At 46.3% G+C, this 20,757-nt stretch carries 10 protein-coding genes; 8 read left to right on the top strand and 2 right to left on the bottom strand.

Annotated features, from left to right (window positions below):
• The first annotated feature begins 1 nt into the window (after window position 1).
• The 5 genes from AC4PM4_RS06220 (at window position 2) to AC4PM4_RS06200 (ending at window position 13,798) form a co-directional block, all read left to right on the top strand.
• A complete protein-coding gene (locus AC4PM4_RS06220) occupies window positions 2–7,267 on the top strand; it encodes an endo-alpha-N-acetylgalactosaminidase family protein (RefSeq protein ID WP_491613034.1) in 7,266 nt (2,421 codons plus the stop codon).
• Window positions 7,268–7,365: 98 nt separating this feature from the next.
• A complete protein-coding gene (locus tag AC4PM4_RS06215; protein WP_063562703.1) occupies window positions 7,366–8,292 on the top strand; it encodes an AraC family transcriptional regulator in 927 nt (308 codons plus the stop codon).
• Window positions 8,293–8,387: 95 nt separating this feature from the next.
• Window positions 8,388–10,292, top strand: coding sequence for a class I mannose-6-phosphate isomerase (locus AC4PM4_RS06210; protein WP_491613033.1), 1,905 nt, complete (start codon window positions 8,388–8,390; stop codon window positions 10,290–10,292).
• Window positions 10,289–11,257, top strand: a complete 969-nt coding sequence (locus tag AC4PM4_RS06205) for an ROK family protein (RefSeq protein WP_090806948.1) — start codon at window positions 10,289–10,291, stop codon at window positions 11,255–11,257. The genes AC4PM4_RS06210 and AC4PM4_RS06205 overlap by 4 nt, the downstream gene beginning before the upstream one ends.
• Before the next feature lie 24 nt (window positions 11,258–11,281).
• Window positions 11,282–13,798 (top strand): glycoside hydrolase family 38 N-terminal domain-containing protein, encoded by a 2,517-nt coding sequence (locus tag AC4PM4_RS06200; protein ID WP_491613031.1) that lies wholly within the window; start codon window positions 11,282–11,284, stop codon window positions 13,796–13,798.
• Between the two features lie 202 nt (window positions 13,799–14,000).
• Here the strand turns inward: AC4PM4_RS06200 and AC4PM4_RS06195 are convergent, their stop codons facing one another.
• A complete protein-coding gene (locus AC4PM4_RS06195; RefSeq protein WP_491613030.1) occupies window positions 14,001–14,711 on the bottom strand; it encodes a hypothetical protein in 711 nt (236 codons plus the stop codon).
• A gap of 161 nt (window positions 14,712–14,872) precedes the next feature.
• Here AC4PM4_RS06195 and AC4PM4_RS06190 point away from each other — a divergent pair, with 161 nt between their 5' ends.
• Window positions 14,873–15,589, top strand: a complete 717-nt coding sequence (locus AC4PM4_RS06190) for a response regulator transcription factor (protein WP_491613029.1) — start codon at window positions 14,873–14,875, stop codon at window positions 15,587–15,589.
• Between the two features lies 1 nt (window position 15,590).
• Entirely contained in the window at window positions 15,591–17,054 is a 1,464-nt protein-coding gene (locus tag AC4PM4_RS06185) for a sensor histidine kinase (RefSeq protein WP_491613028.1), read from the top strand.
• A 226-nt stretch (window positions 17,055–17,280) separates the two neighbouring features.
• Here the strand turns inward: AC4PM4_RS06185 and AC4PM4_RS06180 are convergent, their stop codons facing one another.
• Window positions 17,281–18,141: an AraC family transcriptional regulator gene (locus AC4PM4_RS06180; protein WP_072733197.1), complete on the bottom strand. Its 861-nt coding sequence runs from the start codon at window positions 18,139–18,141 to the stop codon at window positions 17,281–17,283.
• Window positions 18,142–18,268: 127 nt separating this feature from the next.
• On the opposite strand from AC4PM4_RS06180, the gene AC4PM4_RS06175 reads away from it, so the two are divergent.
• Window positions 18,269–20,734: a beta-mannosidase gene (locus tag AC4PM4_RS06175; protein ID WP_072733196.1), complete on the top strand. Its 2,466-nt coding sequence runs from the start codon at window positions 18,269–18,271 to the stop codon at window positions 20,732–20,734.
• The last annotated feature ends 23 nt before the right edge of the window (window positions 20,735–20,757 follow it).

The following is a 20,757-nucleotide window of genomic DNA, read 5'->3' as shown; positions in this document are numbered from 1 at the left end:
GATGCGGAAAAAAAATAATAAAATGATATTCAAATTATGGATTTGGATGATGGTTTTATTGGTTGCTTCAAGTCAGTTGATGGTACTCCCTAGCAATACTGTTTATGCTACTTCAGGAGAATTTGGTGATTTGCCAATTGAGCCACAGGAAAAAACGATCGAGAGCATCCCCCCGATTAAGGTTGAAACATACGTTGATGAGCAGCCAGCTATTCCATCGGTAATACAAGCAGTATACAGTGACAGCACTACCGCAGAAGTCATGGTGAGCTGGGATCCAATCGAATCTTCTGACTATGCGCAGGTAGGGACATTTACCGTAAAGGGATCTGTAGAGGGAACGAGTATTAAAGCTGAAGCTGCAATCACGGTTCTTGAAAAGGATATGGAAACAACAGGGAATGTAGATATAGGTGCTTTCCTAGAAGAAGTCAAAAATAATGTTCCAAGTAATCAAGAGGTTGTTTCTTATATGAATAACTATCAGTCTATGGAACCGGAAACCATGACTTTCGTCAAAGGAAATGGAACTACTTCAGTAAACAATGGATTGACAGTAACAATTAACAATCTGGGTGGCAGTGGAGCTATAGCAACATGGGATAAGGCTCCTTGGCTCTCCGGAGGAATCATAGATACAACGATGCGGTATACCAGCACAAACCAAAGCAATATTGGATTTGTTCTAGGATCTAATGATAGTAACCAAGGTATAGCTATTCGTTATGATGCCGGCACAACCTGGGTTATTCAGAGTCCGGATGGTACAAGTAAGTGGGAAACATTTGACGGACCAGAACTAAAAATGGACACAGATTATCACATTCAGATCGGCTTTAATGGTATGAAGCTTCTGATCATTGTAGACGACGTGACTTATTACAATAAGAATACTGATTTATTGAGTTCGTTGTCTGGATTAGGTCAAGTCGGGCTGTATAAGCGCTATGCTACAGGAGAGATTGCCATCAAGAGTGTGAGAATTGAAGGTGTGGGCACGAGGGAGAAGCCTTCAAACATTGTTAATTATGTTCAAGATTATGAAGACTCCAATTATACACCCCATTGGTCGGGGCTGAAAGCAACGGTCGTGACGGATATTACGGGCAATAAAGTTCTCTCACTTAAAAAAGGATCTAGCGAACGAGGTGTGGATCTGGATTCGCCACAAATTCAACAAGGAACTCTTTCATTAGATTTCAAACTGGTAAATCCGGACAAATTGGTTAGCGGACAAGGATTTGCTTTTGGTTTCAGAATGAATGATTCAGCAAGTATTTTCAATGAACTCGGGGTTGATCCGAGCAGTTGGATACCGGAGTCCAATACGGGCTGGGGAGATAAGCAAGAGATTCCTTATCCGATTCAAGGGCGTTGGAACAATCTCATGTTTAATTTTAATGGTAAGAAAATAACGGTTTTTTTGAATAAAAAGCGGATTGGCGACATTACGTTTGAACAGTATTCTGAAGCAGCTGGGCGTTTCGGACTTCGCATTAGAAGCACTGTAGAGCTTCAAATCGACAATGTACAATATACGAATGAGATCATTGAACCCAAACAAATTGCACAATACAGTAATGATTTTGAGGATGGAATTAAAGGTACTTGGACTGGTGCTGATTCTACAATTATTACAGAAGGTAGTAATCGGGTATTGAGACTTTCCAATATCAAAGACAATGTAATGAACTTGGATGCACCGTCCTTGCAAAGCGCCACATATATGTTGGATGTGAAGCCAGCAACAACGGATATCGGATTTGTTATAGGCGATGGTGCTATTGTGAAATATGAAGGTACGAAATGGGTGTTATTGAATAAGGACGGAACCAGCAACGATTTTGTTGTTTCTGATGTTATGGATTGCAGTCCTTTACCTTATGCTTGGAACAAAGTTGGACTTCAATACGCCGATCATTCTGTGATCTTAAGTATTAATGGTGCTACATTGCAAGCAAACTTACCGACAGGGCAGCAATTCGGGGAAGGGCCTTTTGGGGTAGTTGCGCAGAATTACATTTATATTGATAATGTTGTTTTTACTGAAGAATTCCTGGATATGAATACGTCTTCATCCCATGTTGGCAAGCTGAGATATGAAGAGTACTATGAAGGTGATTCAATCGTAAATTGGGAAGGCTTCAAGGATACGCCGCAAGTTTCTAGTGGATATTTGCAAGGGATGTTGGATGCTGGAACGGCTGCTGTCAATAAGGATGTAACTCCAGTAGCCAACGGCATATATCAAGTGAAAATGCAGTCGGATGGAGCTGCGGGGATTACCCTTGGAAATATCGTAATTTACGAAGAAAGTCCGGGGAATTGGAAATACAAGATGGAAGGCAGTAATGATGCCTTTGTGATTGGCGCTACTACTGCACTTGCTTCTGGCAAAGATTACACGCTACGTGTAGAAATGATCGAGAATGAGCTAGGCCTTTACGTCAATGGAATTAGGGTTGGCAGTGTGAATATAACTGGATACACATCAGGTTCATTTGGCATCTACAATTCTGTGACCCATGCGATTCAAGTCAAGATAGACGCGATCACTGCAGAAGAGGTTCGCGTGTATACACCAGATTATAAGGCGCAGAACTGGGGTCCTCTTGATAACAGTAAACCAGAGGTTCTTGCGAATGGAAATAGCCAAATCCGATTGAACATGCCAGGGGTTTCATTAGCCGTGGATAAGGATAGCCCAAAATTCGCTGATCAGCTACTCACTTTTGATTTTAACACGAATGTTTCCGCAGGATCAGATGGTGGCCGTTATGGTTTTATCGTGAGAGGTTCGGCAGCTGACAAATATGTAGGTGTCGTTCATGATATTAATGGGAAATGGAAGGTCACAACAAGTAACGGGAATGAGATATCCTTTCCCAATACGTATCAGATGCAGGCCAATACAAATTATCATATTGAGCTTCGTTTGGTGGGAACAACGGTTAGTCTCAACATTACGGGTCCTGATGGCGTAGCTACAGATATGGGTTCGATAATTGAAGAATCGATGGCTGTTGTGCCGGGTTGGTTTGGTCTTCGTTCATGGTATGGAACCAAACAAATGACGGTGAGTAACCTCAAAATGGTCGAACTTGAGTCGCTACCTAAGCTGAAGCTGGCGCAAGAGACAGATACGATTGAGAATGATGGTATGACCGTTAGTGTATATAAAGATTTTCCAGGCATTGTAGAGTATCAAGTGGATCATCACAAGCTGCAGGCTGACGTGGAGCAAACGAATAGTGTCAAGATTAATAATAAGGATTATGTACCACGTACAGTGTCGAAGAAAGAGAGTGCTAGCACATATCAGTACACGATGACTTTTGATGAGATCGGCGTTGTGATTGATGGGCATCTCGAGGCAAAGGCGAACAATGTAGTGCGATTTGAAATTGATAAAATTTCCGACGGCCCGGATTTCTTAGTGCGTTCGATTCAAATGAACAACGCTCTGATCCATGTGAATAGTTCAATGAAAGATGCATCGTATGCATGGAGTAAGTCAAACGGGGAGTGGCACGGAGTCTCAGAGGAACTGGTTGACGATATGTCTCTTATGAAGCAAAGCGGTACGACCGGTGTAACGATGGTTATGGTGAGTGGAGATGGCTTGGCAGCATCGGCAGAGGACAACGTCATGAGTGGTGGCAATAAATTGATAATCACCACAGAGAAAAAACCGCTTGTCAATAAAATAACGGTGAAGCCAGGCAGTTGGACGTATCGACATCTTCAAAGTAGTGAGACTGAAGAGTTGCCATGGTATGAAGTGGTCGTCACTGGGGAACGCAATAACGACGAAAAGACAGATTGGCAAGATGCGGCTGTTGCTTACCGAACGGAAATTTACAATGAGCCATTTGGCGCACAGGATATGAAGAACAATATGATGTACATTGCTTTCAACTTTGCGAGTCAAGCCAATGATCCGTTCTTGAACAGTTTGGATACGGGGAAAGTTCTGTACAATTTTACAGACGGTTTTGGACAGATGATTCTGCATAAGGGGTATCAGGCGGAAGGGCATGATGATGATATTCCTTCCTACTCTAATATTGGTGTACGACAAGGTGGATTGGATGATTTCAATTATTTGATCGATGAGGGGGATAAGTACAACCTTCACGTCGGCGTACATTTGAATGCAACCGAATATCATCTCGATGCCAACGAACTGGATTACTCCAATTTAACTGGGGCTACAGCTAATGGACCGAAGACAGATAAGCTCTCCAAAGGTTGGGATTGGATCGATACGGCTTATTATGTAGATCAAACGAAGGATGTCCTGAGTGGTGAACTGAAATCACGGTTAACCAATCTATATAATCTCACGAAGGACGCCAACGACCCTAATGATCCTGCGTTAGATTTCTATTATGTAGACGTGTATACCGGCAATGACTACAATGCCTATAAATTGTTGCAATATGCCAATGGTCTTGGAGTCAAAGTAGGAACAGAATTTTCAGGTCCGATTGAACCAGGTGTGGATTTCGTTCACTGGGGTCCGGATTTAGGATATCCCAATAAAGGGAACAAGAGTATCCTTTCTAGAATGGTGAAGAACAATCTCGATATTTTTGTAGGGAATGCTTTATTTAAAGGACAAAAAATCCCTGGTGTGACCACTTGGGGCGATTCTAAGCCAGACGTACAGCAGGGTGTAACAGTATTCTTCAATGAAGTATTGCCGACGAAGTATATACAGCATTTCGGTGTACTGAAATATGAAGAGGACCAAGTAACTTTTGATAATAATGTCGTCTCTAAGAGAAATAAATCCACTGGTATGATTGAGCTTACCAAGAATGGCAAGCTGATCTCTGCTTGGAAAGATACCGGAACGACTACCGATGAATCAGTGCGCCATACAGGTGAGGCTAACTCGTTAATTCCATGGGTTTGGGATATCAAAGCTAATCAAATCTTGGGTGTTAACGATGGTGCGAAGCTGTACCATTGGAACACAACAGGTAACTCTACCACTTGGCAGTTGACGGATGAATTTAAAGATGTGAAACAGTTTAATATGTACGAATTGACCCAACAAGGTAAAGTTCTGGTGGATACGCTGGTCGCTCGGAATGAATCTCTTACGATTACGAAGGCAAAGAAAAATACGCCTTATGTATTGTATCCAGCAACTGCTGATGCCCTGACTTTGGTGCCTAATGCAGGGAATTGGGGAGAAGGCAGTTTGATCAAGGATTTTGCCTTCAATTCAGAGAAGTTCAATGTTCCAGGTTCATGGACAGTCGATGATCCAGCAAACATTACAATCAAGACTGTTCAAGGGGATACAGAATACGATATCACTAAAGAAATGAACAAATCGAATTGGAACAGATACGCAGAGGTCGGTAGTAATTCAGGTGTAATCTCACAGGAGATTACCGGATTGCAGCCTGGTCAGGATTACACCGTCGGAGTGTGGACACAGACTGAAAAGGGGAGGGAATCCTCGCTTCAGGTCACGGTTAATGGTCAAACCTATTCCAATCATGTGACAGGTCAGGATGGCATCCATAAATCATCCTTCAAGTACGTGGACACCAAATGGCAAAGAATGAATGTTGAATTCAAGGTTCCAGCAGGCATTAATTCCGCGACAGTTAAGCTTGTAGCTGATCCGGGAGCGGGTACTGTTCAATTTGATGATGTGCGAATTTGGAAGCATACAACTGTAGAGAAGGACCCTACGAATAAGAGCTACGTTGTATATGAGGATTTTGAAAATGTGTACGAAGGCTGGGGGCCTTTTGAGTATGGTGGTGGGGATAGGCAAATTCATATTGCAACCGATCAAAGTAATAAACAGGATGACAACCCTGTTGTATCCGCATCTGAGAACAAGGTTGGTCCTGTAATGACCTGGGTTCTGGATGGTGAGAATTCGTTGAAAGTGAATGAAACCGATGTTGGTAAATTAATAAAAACGAATGAATCCAGCGTGAAAATGGAACCAAACACAGAATATGACTTAGGCTTTATTTACACCTTAGAAAAGTATGCTGGTTATGAGGTTTCTGTACAATCACGCTCCACTGGTGAAATTGTGCTGAAGGAAACACTGAGCACACTACCTAATCCGGGTAATAAAGAGGGTGAAGATGGGGGTTATATTCGCTTCCAGAAAAAATTCACGACAGGTGATCAAAATGATTACCAAGTTATTTTCAAAATGGTATCCAAAGGCGCTGGAGGCCCTACTTCTGATTACGCCTTCATTCTGGATGATTTCTACATTAAAGAAAAATTAGCAGTTAACATCGTATCTATTGAGAGTGTACAGGTTGAAACGGAAGCTGGCTCTATACCGATATTGCCTTCGCAAGTGACTGTATCCTTGAGTAACGATACGACTGAGAAGGCCACCGTTGTATGGGAAACGATTGATCCTTCCCTTTACGCACAGGCAGGTACTTTTCAGATGAAAGGCGCGGTCAATGGGACGGACATTAAAGCGATTGCGACTGTCAAAGTAAAGGCGAAAGACAACAGCAATCCGGGTACAAATCCAGGAACAGGATCAAACCCAGACACTGGATCAAATCCAAGCACCGGATCAAATCCAAGCACTGGTACGAAACCCGATACCAAGCCTAATCCTGGTACAGGAACAAATAATGGGTCTGATCAGGATAACCAAACTGGAGCTAAGCCGGATACGGGTAACACCAAACCCAAAGCATTTCTCGATACGGTTGGACACTGGGCAAGCAAGGAAATTGAAGCTCTTGTGAGCAAAGGGATTATCAAGGGCATGAATAATCAGAAATTTGCTCCAGATCTGACGATAAACCGTTCTGAAATTGCAGCGATGTTAACCCGAGCATTTGGTCTTAAGGCTGAAGGGTCATCATCATTTAAAGATGTAACCGAAGATAAGTGGTATAAGGATGATGTTCGTGCTGTGGCGGATGCAGGTTTGTTTAAGGGGTATGCGGGTAATTTATTTGAACCTATGAAACCCTTAAGCCGTGAAGAGATGGCCGTTATTATAGTAAGAACCCTTGAGATGAAAGGGAGGTTGCCAGAAGTCTCCGATACAACGCAAATGGTACTGTCTAAATACAAAGATGCGGATAAGGCTGGAATCTGGTCCAGGGAAGCATTAGCGATTTGCATTGAGCTTGATCTCATTCAAGGAACACCAGATCACAAGCTTAATCCGAAACGTAATCTGACCCGGGCTGAGGCAGCAGTTTTATTTAGCAGATTATTAACGTATTGTGAAAAGGGCATCATCTGATTTACCTAGTTGAAAAATATTCAAAGAGGCAGACCGACTTCCGGTTTGCCTTTTTGCCATGCAAACGTATAATGAGAGCTTGAAGGGAGAGGAACGCCATGACCATCGAAGCCAGCTTCCGCCGGGCCAATCAAATATGCAATCGTTATATTACAAAAGTGGAGCAAACAGGGCTTTCATTGTCCATTTTGTATTGGGGATTCATGCCCGATCATTTCGACAATGCCTTCCACCGGCATTCCTTTTTTGAGGCTTGTTATGTGGTAGACGGTGAAGGAAGCTACATAGAACAAAACCAGCATTATGCTTTAAATAAAGGAACAGCATTTCTATCTCTTCCGGGCGTATGGCATCAAATCCGCAGCCAGACCGGATTGACGCTTTCTTATGTGGCTTTCGAACTGGATGAGACCCACACAGATGCTTATTATACTGAATCCTTCCGTCGCCTTGCCGAGCTTGGACAAAGCGTAGCCCAGCAAGCGGACCTTACGCCAACTGGCCATTTATGGCAAGCGCTCATTACTTCTTTCGACCAGCCTGGGGCAACCCTTCCTCTTGCTGTAAAGCAAATTTCCGCTTCTCTGTTGTTATCGATAGCAGATTTGCACGTTCCGACTCGAACAGACTCGGCTGACACGGGAGAGCAGCCCGTGGAACCAAATACGTTGTTCCGACAGGCCAAACGGTACATTGATGATAATCTGATCAATGAGCTTACGCTTATGACGGTGTCAAGGCACCTCCACATTTCATCCCGTCACCTGACCCGATTGTTTCAGGAAAATCTGGGGCAGTCCTTCGTTCATTACATTCAGGAACGGCGCGTGCGGCAAGCCGCTGGGCTGTTGTTAAATGAACAGACACCAATTAAAGATATCGCCATCCAGTGCGGGTTCCAATCCGTGCATTATTTTACCCGGATATTCACCCGCGAGCTTGGTGTTTCCCCGGCCAAATTCCGACGCAATCAGTTTGCCGAAGGCCGCTCTGGCAAAATGCATTACCCACCCCGAATGTCCTGATTGTACAAAAACACAGCTTGATCGTTTAAAGACAGCACCTCCAACTCCCTATACAATGATGAACATAAATCGATATAGAGTTGGAGGTTTTAAACATGCCCCGAATAGCCCCTTTGGCCTTTCAAACCAACCCAATTAATTTCATTCAGCTTCAGCCCGACCAAGAGGCAGAACCGGGGATCTGGAATGCGTATGAAGAATGGCTTGATCTAATTTGGCCCGAATGTGTACAGAATGATTTGCTTCCTTTTTATATGGTCATTGACGGTACGCATGGTGCCGCATTCAGCGAATGTCTGGAAATACTTCGGTCGCGCTGCCACCTAGAGAGCAGGGTTTTAATTGAGATTGACAGCGCTGATTATTTAAAGTCTTCTGCAGATTTGCTTCAGCAGTTTCACCCTTATCTGACGGATAACCGTGCTTTTGGCGTTGTAGCCTCGGACGTCAGCGTTAAGGATTATTTCCGACCACGTGCACAGTCGGTCTGGCTCAGTGATGTAGACGATCAACTTCGGCTTTATCATTCCGCTGAACATGCAGAGGCCCAGTCGCCGAACGTAGATCAGTTAGCCCCCATCGTTGTGACCTTTGGGCCTGGCTCTGGTTTCCTTTCTACAGCATCAGGTTTAACGAACGTTTCTCTATTTTGCGACTTATCGAGAGAAGCACAGCAGAAACTGCATCAGCAGGGGATGGGGTCTCTGGGGTTAGGTCCTTGCCTGGATACGGTCGAAACCTATAAACAGGCCTTGTTTCTGGAGTGGCCCGTCTGGGAGGAATATCGCAAACGCCACTTGTATGACTTTGACTACTACGTGGATACGAACAACCGGGAACGACCCATTTTGGTCACCGTTCCTATGCTGCGCCGACTTTTGGCTTCAACAGCACAGCAGCCTTTTCGAGTAAAGCCGTTTTTTGCACCGGGGATTTGGGGCGGACAGTATTTAAAAGAACTATGCGACCTACCTAAGGATTGGAATAACTGCGCATGGGGGTTTGAACCTATCGCACCGGAAAACACGATATTAATCGGTTATCGGGATTTTATAGTGGAGCTTCCTTTCCCGCTATTACTGTCTGCTCATCCAGAAGCAATTATGGGCGAGCGCAATGTGCAACTGTTTGGCGACTATTTTCCGATCCGGTTTGATTATCTCGATACGATCGACGGGGATCATCTGTCTTTGCAGGTCCACCCCCAGCAGGCTTACATCGAGCAGACCTTCAACGAAACGATGACGCAGCAGGAATCCTATTACATTATGGAACAGAAGGAAGGCACCAAACCTTTTGTGGGACTGGGTTTCACAGAGGGTACAACCGGGGAGGAGCTGCTTCAGGCGGTTGAATCGGCCCACACCTTGGGACAACCACTGAAGATCCCAGAGTATGTGAACATTTGGGATGCGAATAAGGGTGACCTGTTTCTGATCCCGCCGGGAGCCGTACATTTTTCGGGCAAAAACAATCTGGTGCTGGAGATCTCTTCGACAACCTGGTGGTTTACCTTCAAAATATACGACCATTTGCGGCTAGACAGAGACGGGCGGCCGCGTCCGATCAACGGCGATCATGCCAGAGCCAACATGCAGGAACAGTTTGACACGGAATACGTTCAGAAGCAGTTGATAGCGGTTCCAAAGGAAAGCCGGGTACAGGGAGACAGCAAAGAAGAGCTGCTGGGCGAACGGGAGGATCTGCTTTTTCAGATCAAAAGATTAAAACTGGACGGAGAGTGGATCGACGACACGGCTGGAGAGTTTGTTATGTTCAACCTCGTAGAAGGCGATCGTGTGCGGCTGACTCCGCTGGATGATGAGGCAGCGGCTGTGGAGTGGGGGTACGCGGAAGCGTATATCGTTCCTGCCTCCGTCGGAGGTTTCCGTCTCGAGTCTCTGGGTGACCGATCGTGCACTCTGATCCGGGCACAGGTTTCGCCAGACTGGAACATGCCTTTGCTTCCGCATCACTGGAAATCTGGTGAGCGCTTATGAACCCTGACGTCACGATTGCCATTGATGCCGGGGGGACCTTTTTGAAGGGTGCCGTCGTACTGAGTGACGGGAATCTTCTGCCACAACTTTATGTCAAAAGGTCATCGCACTCCGACAGTAGCGCGTATGAAATCGCCTCCAATCTGGCTGGCGTGATCCAGGAGCTTGCCGCTGCATACGTCGCCTACATGGAGAGGCTAAGTACCGATAAAGGGACCCGGGGCACTTTTGCCAATTTTCACATCGGTTTTGCTTTCCCCGGACCTTTTGAATACGACACAGGCGTTTCCCGTATCCAGGGATTGAATAAATACGAGCAGCTTTATGAATTCAATCTAAAAACACTGCTGCGGTGTGAATTAACGGCGCTTGCAGCGGAGCCCACTGCTGCTACATGGATGACCCAGCTTGCCGCCGCAGATATTCGTTTTGGCAATGATGCTGCCCTGTTCGCTCTGGGGGTCAGCAGGCTTTTTCCACAGGACAGATTGCTTTGCCTTACATTGGGAACGGGCCTCGGCTCCGCTTTTGTTGAGAACCAGTCCATTGTCAGCGGGAAATGGGGAATTCCCGACTCTGGCATGTTGTATGCCGAGCAATACAACGGAGGAACCGTGGATGATCTGTTCGGAAGCCGAGGGATTTTGGACTTGGCAGATAGCCATGATGCTCGAAGGCAGGGAGAGGACGTGTACCATCTGGCCATAGCGGCCAGACAGGGGAATTCCTCCGCCATCCGTGTATGGCAGCTTTACGGCCAGCGGCTTGGGGAAATGTTGCGTCCGTACGTGGCAGAGTTTCGCCCCGCTCGTCTGATCCTGGGCGGACAAATTGCCGAAACCCATGATCTATTTGGCGGCGCGCTTTCGGAAGCGCTCTTGCCCGAGAAGATTTCTCAGCATAATGAGAAACAAATGCAAGAGCATGTGTTCCACGGGATTTTCCAACTCGTAAAAGGTACCTAATCCACCAATAAAGGAGAAAAAAAGATGACACTCGAACAACAAATCAAACAGGCCGCCATCCCGACGCTTAAACGGAAATGGAAAATATATGTCATTCACCATTCCCATACTGACATTGGTTATACTGACCGGCAGGAGAAGATTGAACAATATCATATCGATTTTATCCGTCAGGCGCTGCGTATTGTTAATGATGCCCATAACGGTGTAAACCCCGAGTGGAAAGGGTTCCGTTGGACCTGTGAGACGTTCTGGGCTGTGGAGCAATTCCTGAAACAGGCTCGAGACGAGGAAAAAGTTGCATTTGCTGATGCCGTGCGGCGCGGCGATATCGAGCTCTCCGGCACGTATTTGAATATGACCGAGCTGCCCGACCTACAGTTGTTGAACAAAATACACAGCAAAGCTCAGACATATGCCAAATCTATCGGTCACCCAATAGACAGTGCGATGACGGCGGATATCAATGGCTACAGCTGGGGATATGCCGATAGCCTGCTAAATAACGGAATCGGACATTTATTCAGCTGTATACATACTCATCACGGCATGTATGCTCTGGGCCGCAAGCAGTCCCCTTTCTGGTGGGAAGCTCCAAGTGGGGAACGCCTGCTGGTCTGGAATGGAGACCACTACATGCTTGGCAACGAGCTTGGTTTCTGTCCTGGTGCGCTTGGCAAATACATGATTCGTGATGAATTCGGCCACAGACTTGTGGAACCAGCGAACATTCATAATCAAATCGCCAATATTCGCATCCACCGGTACTTGGCCCAGCTTGAGGCGGAGCAGTATCCATACGATTTCGTGCCGATGATGCTGTCCGGATTGCCCACAGACAACGGATCGCCCAATAGCGCAATCATGGAATGGATCGATGCATGGAACCGTCAAAACGGCGAGGGAATCTCCGTGGAGATGAGTACGTTGAGTGGCTTTTTTGCCCGCTTGAAGGAGGAAGGCACGGATGGTCTGCCTGTGCATAAAGGGGATTGGCCTGACTGGTGGTCGGACGGTGTAAGCTCCACACCGATGCACACTCAGATTTACCGTGACGCACAGCGGACACTTCGCAAGGTGGAAAAGCTCGACCCTGAACAGAAAAGTGTTAGTCTCCAGGAAATCGAGGCTGTAGAGCAGGCGCTTACTCTTTATGCCGAACACACTTGGGGGTATCACTCCTCTGTTTATGAACCGTGGCACAAAAATGTGCAGATGCTTGAGGTTCGCAAGACAGCTCACGCTGCAGAGGCAAGCAAGCTTGCTTACCGCGCGCTAGATCAGGTGCTGCTTGCCGATAATGCCGCCACGTTGTACCCGGGGCGTCCTTATCGCTTCAAGGTAACGAATCTCTCGGAGCAGGAGGTAACCGAGTTGGTTCAGTTGAAGCTTGAAGGATGGGAACCGGATGAGCTATTGAACGGAGCAGAAGTAATCCGGGAGGACACGGGACAGGTGCTGATCCAGCAGTCAAGCCACCCGCAGACGATTATTGCGGAGCTTAAACTCCAAGGCATGGAGAGCTGCATACTGATTCTGCGCCCACTCCTGGCAGCGCAGAAGGGTCTTTCTTCCTTAACGTCAACCTCCAATTCGAAGCTGATCGGCGCTGACCAGGTGTACGATATGGAGGATATGTATTCCTTAACGACAGGCGGACAGCAAGCGCCGATCTCCGTTTGCCAAACTGGGCTGGAGTCCCCTTTTGTACGCTTGACTTGGTCGAAAGAGCGCGGCATTGTGTCGTGGATCGAAAAGGAGACAGGACGCGAACTGCTGAAAGCGGATGATCTGTATGGGGCATTTACACCCATCTATGAGGTGACCAACCCGGCGAACCCTGCGGATGCATCTCAGGTATGGAGCGTCCGTTCCAAAATGGGACGCAACCGTAAAGGCTTGAACGTGGAGCGTTCGGTTGGTCAGCTTATCTCCGTGCGAGCGGTGGATAATGGACCGCTGTATGCTACCGTTGAGCTTGGTTATCAGCTCAAGGGTATCGCCTATTTTTCACTACACTTGCGGATCTATACCCGTCAAAACCGGATGGATATTTCGGCGCGGTTCCATAAAGAGAGCATCTGGAATCCGGAGAACGTTTATCTGGCCCTGCCGTTCAACCCGGGAGGCACTGGGCCGGTTACCCTGTTTGCCGACAAGCCAGGAGGCCTCGTTCGCCCCTGGAAGGATCAGATTCCGGGAACTTGCCTGGATTATTCCGCTGTACAGTCGGGCATTGCCTGGCAGGATCATGACCGCAGTCTGCTGCTTGCTGTCCCGGACACACCTCTCGTACAATGGGGAACGCTGGATTACGGGACCAGAAAGGTCCACACCCAGCAAGCGCCTGACGCTCAACCTGAAGCCTATGCCTGGCTGATGACGAATTATTGGGAAACGAATTTCAAAGCGACCTTGGGCGGCTTCTATGAGTTTCAATATCATATTTCGGCTGGCAGCAGACTTTCAGCTGAAGATATGGCCGCAGCTCTGCAGGCGTTGAACGAGCCATTTGTAGTTACCCGGGTTAACGAAAAATAAACCGAAGAGCAAAAGCCCTGACTCATTTAAGATCAGGGCAGGCATTAGATAATACGTAGCAGATATAGCTTATAGCCAACAAAACAACAACCAGCAAGCTTCCATGTGGAGGCTTGCTGGTTGTTGGCGTTCGGTCTTTTAGTTCGTGTAAGATTTGGCGTTTTTGCTTAATGATGTAGTTAAAGCTGAAATGTATTTAAACCTACTCTTGAGCTGCCTCTAGCTCAGTAATTTGCGCTTTGTATTGCTTCAGAAGGTCGGCAAGGGAAGTCTTGATTGCCGCTTCGTCCTTAGCTGTTACAGCATTATTCAAATTACTTTGTGCTAAGAAGAATGCACTGGCAGCTGTAGTACCGCTAAATTGAAGACTTTCAGCATTTGCTATAACCGCGCTTGTTGTTCCGGTTGATTTTTCGTCAAGATTCAGAGGGCTGACGGCAATTGCCACTCCAGATTCTGCATTCTTAACTAATCCTTTCAGATCCGAACTGCTTGTGGTAATGGAGAAAGACAAGGTGTTCTTATTTTCGGAATTAGGTAATTTTTCGGCTTTTACACTCTCACCTGGTTTGGCGTTCCCGGAAACTTTCTTCCATTCGTCAGAGTCTACATCAACAGCAACCAAAGTGGCCATTACTTGGGATGTATAGTTTTGTGAAAGCAGTTTATTGTAACGGGCTAGCGTTTTTTCCCATTCGCTTACTGTTTCTGGCGCGTACTTTTTGGCCTGCTCCACTGGATTAGCCAATGTAAAGGTCGCAATGGCGGATTTAGCTTCTTTCAAGGTAGCAGTTCCATTTGTAACAGCATTTGCGTTAGCGGCGCTGTCGGCATTCGCGACAATCGGTGCGGAGATCGCAGTGAGCAGCAGGGCGGACAGGGCAACATTTCTGAATTTAAAACTGTAGTTCATTTCGTAACACTCCTTATGGTTTGGTTTGTCTTACAGTTATCAATTTACCGAAGGAGTGTGGCACAATATTGGTGTAATTGTGGAAAAACAATGGCAAAGCTCTTTCCATATATATACCTTTGGTATACTCACTATAGAGAAAAGTACAGGAGGCACCGTTCATGAATAACGATTACCTCATCGCGGTTGTAGACGATGACGAAAATATACGCACATTGATTCAAGCTTATTTGCACAAAGAGAACTATCGAACGATAGGCCTTGCTAATGCCGAGGATGCCTGGTCTTTATATAGAATAAGTCCGCCGAGCATGTGGGTGATGGATATTATGCTGCCCGGAATGGATGGCTATGAATTGTGCAAACGCATCCGTAATGAAGGAGAGGTACCCATTATTATGATCTCGGCGAAGGATAATGAGGTGGACAAAATACTTGGCCTTGAGCTAGGCAGTGACGATTATCTAGTGAAGCCTTTCAGCCCCCGTGAGCTGGTAGCCCGCATCAAGCGGCAGCTGGAACGTTGGATTAGACTTACCGGTGGGGAAGAAAGAGCTGTTGTAAGCGAAGCTGCGACGCCAAGAATCGATACCGGTGATCTTCAATTAATGTTGGAAGAGAGGCGGGCCATATGGAGAGGGGAAGAAGTGGACCTGACCAGCAAAGAGTTCACCATGCTCAAGGTACTGGCTGAACATCCGAATCGTGCGTTTACGAGGGACGAGCTGCTCAGTTTTGTCTGGGGAGAAGATTATTTTGGCAGTGACCGTGCCGTGGATCATTTAATTAAGCGGATTCGCAAAAAAATTGAGGAACTTCCCGTCGAGTCGGTGTGGGGACACGGGTATCGTATGCGTACAGATCGGAGTGAAGTTTAATATGAAACTTGTTCATCAAATTAACCTTGCGTTCGGATTGTCACTGGTTCTGATCCTCTCCGTCACGGCCGTTTTACTTCATTATGTGCTGCTGGATCATTTCATTGGAACAGAGAAGAATGATCTCAAGACGTTAAGCGCAGCGATGTCCGCTTCTATAACGAAAGCAGGGGATATCACAATGAGTCCTGTACTTTCTACTGGAGCTGCGGTCACGATGTCTAATTCGAATATAACGGGTATGCAGTCCGTCCAGTTGGTAACGGGAGAAGTTACGAGTGCTCCTTCAACACTCATTCCTGCGGATGTTGAAGCCTTTGTCACTGATTTTAACGGAAATGTACTGTCAGGGACTTTGTCTGTGAGTGGTACAACCGGAATAGCGAGCAGTAACACATTGACTGAAGCTGTACCAGCAAACTTGTCGAAATACACAGCGGTCACTTCATCCAGCATCAAGGACCTGTGGAAGGGAACGGATGGGCGTTATGTGATGGATGTCAGTCCCATCCCCCAAGGAACCCTGACTCTGTTGACGCCCATGAGCAAGATTAAAGCAATCGAACAGGCGCTTCTGGGTCGTCTCATCCTGGTGATCTGTATCGTTGGAGCCATTATGTTCCTGCTCAGTTTGTTTATTACGAAAAGGCTGATTCAGCCATTGATGAATCTGAAGCAGGAACTTAAGAAGGTCAAACAACGTCATTTCACGGATGTGCAGCTGGTCAAGGCTGGCGGTGAGATTGGAGCTGTGGCACAGACGGTATACGAGATGGCTGGCGAACTGAACAGGTTCAATGAGGTGCAGAAGCAGTTTTTCCAGAATGCTTCTCATGAGCTGAAGACCCCTCTGATGTCCATTGCAGGCTATGCGGAGGGCATTCGAGATGGAATCTTTGAAGGTGAGAACGTTCGTAAAGGACTGGACGTGATCCTGGGGGAGAGCGGTAGATTAGGCAAGATTGTGACCGAAATGACGCTGCTTGCGAAGCTGGATAGTGAAGAGGATATCTTCAAACCTTCCAAGGTCAGTCTGAATGAATTGTTGACGGAAACATCCGAACGTGTCAATCCGCTGCTTGTAAAGAAAGGACTTACACTCCATATCGCCTGCCCAGAGAATAAAGAGCTGTTCGTCATGGCTGATCAGGATAAACTGCTGCAGGCACTGCTCAACGTCGTGACGAATGCCGCAAGATACGCCAAAGAAGAAATTCACATCACTGCGAACTTGGAAAAAGGGAAGATCGCGCTATCCGTTTCGGATGACGGTCCCGGCTTTCCGCAGGAGCTGCTGCCCACCTTATTCCACCGTTTTGTCAAAGGAAAAGACGGTGAGTCCGGACTGGGTCTGGCGATTGCCCGGGCCATTGTGGAACGCTGCGGCGGGCTGATTCAGGCCACCAACCATAAGGAGGGAGGAGCTGTAATTTCGTTCGGCTTCCCTGCGGCCCAGCGTGTCTGAAAGAAAAAGACGACAACTATATCCTTCTAGCTGCACCAAACCTCAAAGTGAGAGAAATAGAGGAGATGCTCGAAGGGGTTCGTGTCGCCAATCGCCAATATAAATACTCCGCTTAATTTGCTTTGTGTTTACTCTGCTCTCCCTGCATATAGGGAGAGCTTTTTTGTGTTTTGGGTACGGATATGATGGCATGCTGCAGATATCACCATATGGATGCTTTGGATCCTTATGTCAGCAGCGATTCCTTATTCATTGTCGCGTTTTTACGGAAATCTAGCGGAGCTTGATTATAGTATTTTTTGAACTGATGGTAGAAGTGGCTGACGTTCTCAAATCCCGCTTCTAGTGCAATCTCAAGCACGCGAAGCTCAGTCGTGAGCAGCAAGTTTTTGGCTACATTCAGCCGAAGCTGATTAATATACTCTGTTGGTGTCTGATTCAGATATTGACGAAAGGCACGGTTCACATGACCAACGCTTCGACCTGACAATTCATAGAGCGCATGAAGACCACGAATCATGTTTTCTTTCAGCTGCATTTTGGAGATAGCATGCTCAAGCCATAGCGGGAGAATGGGTTGTTCAATGGTATCCAACTCAAAGAAATGCTGCGTAAAAATCTGAATAATCAGCCCTTTTGCGTATACGCGAGCCTTCTTCTTATCCACTGTGGAGAGCATCATAATCCGTTCAAAGCTTCGAACCATCTCTGTCATTTCTAACTGAGATAACATGGCAATCTGGGGAACGGGAGCCTGCAAGAGTCCTTGCGCATACTTCTGTTCATTCAAGTAGGCCAAAGCTTCTTCTATTACTGCGGATCGACACGGGCTATTCAGAAAACGGCAGTCCTGAGTGCCTTCCGGCTCATAACGGTGAATATCATGCGGTCGAATAAAGACAAGGCAGCCCGGCCTTAAATGCTGGGTTGTTCCATTGACGATATGTTGGCACTGCCCTTCACTTAGAATGAAGAACTCGTAAAAGTCATGGGTATGCTCGGGTGATACTTTCGATAAGGAATCGACCCAGAACGGATCTACGAGCAGGTCGGGATGGATGTGAGTAGATGCTGTGTATTTGATCATGGCTCTAACCTCTCCAATTATTGTTAATATCAAAATAGCACACGAATTCCGTGAACACAACATAAGAAAGAATGGAGGCCTCTTGATAGAATGAAATAGATTACAAAGACATCAGGAGGTATCACAAATGTTGCTTATCGATCTCAATGGCAGGTGGCAAATGAAGAGAGTGGATCATGCCGAATGGCTTCCGGCGACGGTCCCAGGTTCGGTCTTTAATGATTTGCTACAAGCTGGACAAATGGAAGACCCTTACTACCGCGAGCAAGAGCAGGTGGCACTTGAACTGTGCAATTATGATTATGAATACAAACACTCTTTTGAAGTAAGCGTAGCGGATCTCAAGCATGACCGGATCATCCTGTTATGTGAAGGGTTGGATACGATTGGCGAATTGTTTCTGAATAGAATGAATATCGCGAATGTAAGTAATATGCACTGTACTTATGAAATCGATATTACATCCTTTATTAAACAAGGTGAAAATACCATACACATTATTCTTCGTTCCCCTGTGGAGTATGTACTGCGTAAACAAGCCGAGCGCCCGTTGATTAACTGCAGTGATGCAGTAGAAGGAATCTCCCATTTGCGTAAAGCACACTCCATGTTCGGTTGGGATTGGGGTCCACAATTACCTGATTTGGGAATCTGGCGGAATATCTCCATTCAAGGCTATGATCATGCCCGTTTGGAAGATGTCTACATTACACAGATGCATAGCGAAGGTAAGGTAACCTTAGATGTTCGCGTAAGGGCATCTGGTTGGGTCCAAGCAGAGCGGGAGATCATGGTCACATTAGATACACCTTCCGGGGAGACATTGAAAGGATGCACGTCTGTCGTGAATGCTGGGGATCATCATATCTGGATTGAAGTGGACCATCCCGAGTTATGGTGGCCGAATGGTCTGGGCAAACAGCCATTGTATCAGCTGAGCGTTGCGCTTATAGAACAAGGCGTGGAGCTGGATCGTGATGATAAGCGCATTGGACTGAGAACATTAACTGTGAAGCAAGAGCAGGATCAGTGGGGTGAGTCCTTCGAATTCGAAGTGAACGGTGTATCTTTTTTCTCGATGGGTGCTGACTATATTCCGGAAGATAACATCTTGCCGCGCTGTAACCCGGATCGGACAGAACGATTGATCAAGAGCTGTGCGCAAGCCCATTTCAATACAATTCGTGTCTGGGGTGGCGGACATTATCCGGAGAATTACTTCTATGATTTGTGCGACGAATACGGCTTGATTGTATGGCAGGACTTGATGTATGCCTGCGGGGTATATGAACTGACTGAGGAATTCAAGCAATCGATTACAAAAGAGACCATCGATAACATGAAACGCTTGCGTCATCATGCCTCATTAGGAATCTGGTGTGGAAACAATGAGCAGGAGATGGCTTGGGTCGAATGGGACTGGGCGAAGAAAACATCCTTACAGTTACAAGCAGACTACATTAAGCAATACGAGGTATTACTCCCAGCTATTGCGAAGGAATATGATCCGAACACGTTCTACTGGTTAGCTTCACCTTCATCCAAAGGCAGCTTTGACAATCCAAACGATGAAAATTACGGAGACATGCATTACTGGGATGTGTGGCATGGCAAGAAACCTTTTACCGAATTCCGCACATTGTTCCCGCGCTACATGTCCGAATTCGGATTGCAATCCTTTCCGAATCACAAGACCATAGAGACATTTACGTTGCCCGAAGACCGCAATATCTTCTCACCGGTCATGGAATCTCATCAGAAGAATGGTACGGGCAATGAGAAAATTCTGTATTACATCGGGGAGACGTATCGCTTGCCACAAGATTTCAATTCCCTGTTATACGCTTCACAGCTCATTCAGGCTGAAGGAATCTCATGTGGGGTTGAGCACTGGCGCAGACATCGTGGACGCTGTATGGGAGCACTGTACTGGCAGTTGAATGATTGCTGGCCTGTTGCTTCCTGGTCCAGTATCGATTACTTTGGTCGCTGGAAAGCACTGCATTATGCAGCCAAACGCTTTTTCGCGCCTGTTCTTGTATCGGCTCGGGAAGATGGTTCGAAGGTAGAAATTCACGTGTCGAATGAGAGTAGGAGTGCTGTAAAAGGAGAATTGAAATGGAGGCTCATGGATTCGCAATCCAATGAAATCGTAGCTTCTTCAAAAGTAATTGATTTGAAAGCGTTATCAACCTCATTATTCGAACAGCTTGATTTCACTGAGATGCTCGATACAACTGCTAAGAAACGGAATACGTATTTACAGTTTTCCTTTGTGGTGGATGGTGAAGTTGTCAGCGAAGGTACAGTGTTATTTGTGAAGCCAAAGCATTTTGGTTTTATTGATCCTGCGATTGAGACCACGATGACAGAAGAAGAGGATCATTTTGTTATAACGGTTGATTCGAAAGCTTTTGCACGGTTTGTGGAGCTGGATTTCAGTGAAATAGACGGTATTTTCAGTAACAATTATTTTGACTTGTCAGCTGGTGAAAGAAAGACCATTTCTCTGAAGAAAGATGATCTCAACAAACCGGCATCCCTTGAAGAACTGCAATCACAGCTAATCGTACGCAGTGTATTTGATTTGTAAGTTGTTACTTCGCCTTTTCTGAT

Source organism: Paenibacillus sp. MDV22-iso6 (assembly GCF_058408365.1).
The sequence above is the reverse complement of the archived record's forward strand: the minus strand, read 5'-3'. Positions and strand labels throughout refer to the sequence as shown.

Coding starts and splice junctions, on each gene's coding strand:
- AC4PM4_RS06185 (WP_491613028.1), top strand. CDS start 15,591: ATGAAACTTGTTCATCAAATTAACCTTGCGTTCGGATTGTCACTGGTT.
- AC4PM4_RS06215 (WP_063562703.1), top strand. CDS start 7,366: ATGACCATCGAAGCCAGCTTCCGCCGGGCCAATCAAATATGCAATCGT.
- AC4PM4_RS06210 (WP_491613033.1), top strand. CDS start 8,388: ATGCCCCGAATAGCCCCTTTGGCCTTTCAAACCAACCCAATTAATTTC.
- AC4PM4_RS06180 (WP_072733197.1), bottom strand. CDS start 18,141: ATGATCAAATACACAGCATCTACTCACATCCATCCCGACCTGCTCGTA.
- AC4PM4_RS06175 (WP_072733196.1), top strand. CDS start 18,269: ATGTTGCTTATCGATCTCAATGGCAGGTGGCAAATGAAGAGAGTGGAT.
- AC4PM4_RS06200 (WP_491613031.1), top strand. CDS start 11,282: ATGACACTCGAACAACAAATCAAACAGGCCGCCATCCCGACGCTTAAA.
- AC4PM4_RS06205 (WP_090806948.1), top strand. CDS start 10,289: ATGAACCCTGACGTCACGATTGCCATTGATGCCGGGGGGACCTTTTTG.
- AC4PM4_RS06190 (WP_491613029.1), top strand. CDS start 14,873: ATGAATAACGATTACCTCATCGCGGTTGTAGACGATGACGAAAATATA.
- AC4PM4_RS06220 (WP_491613034.1), top strand. CDS start 2: ATGCGGAAAAAAAATAATAAAATGATATTCAAATTATGGATTTGGATG.
- AC4PM4_RS06195 (WP_491613030.1), bottom strand. CDS start 14,711: ATGAACTACAGTTTTAAATTCAGAAATGTTGCCCTGTCCGCCCTGCTG.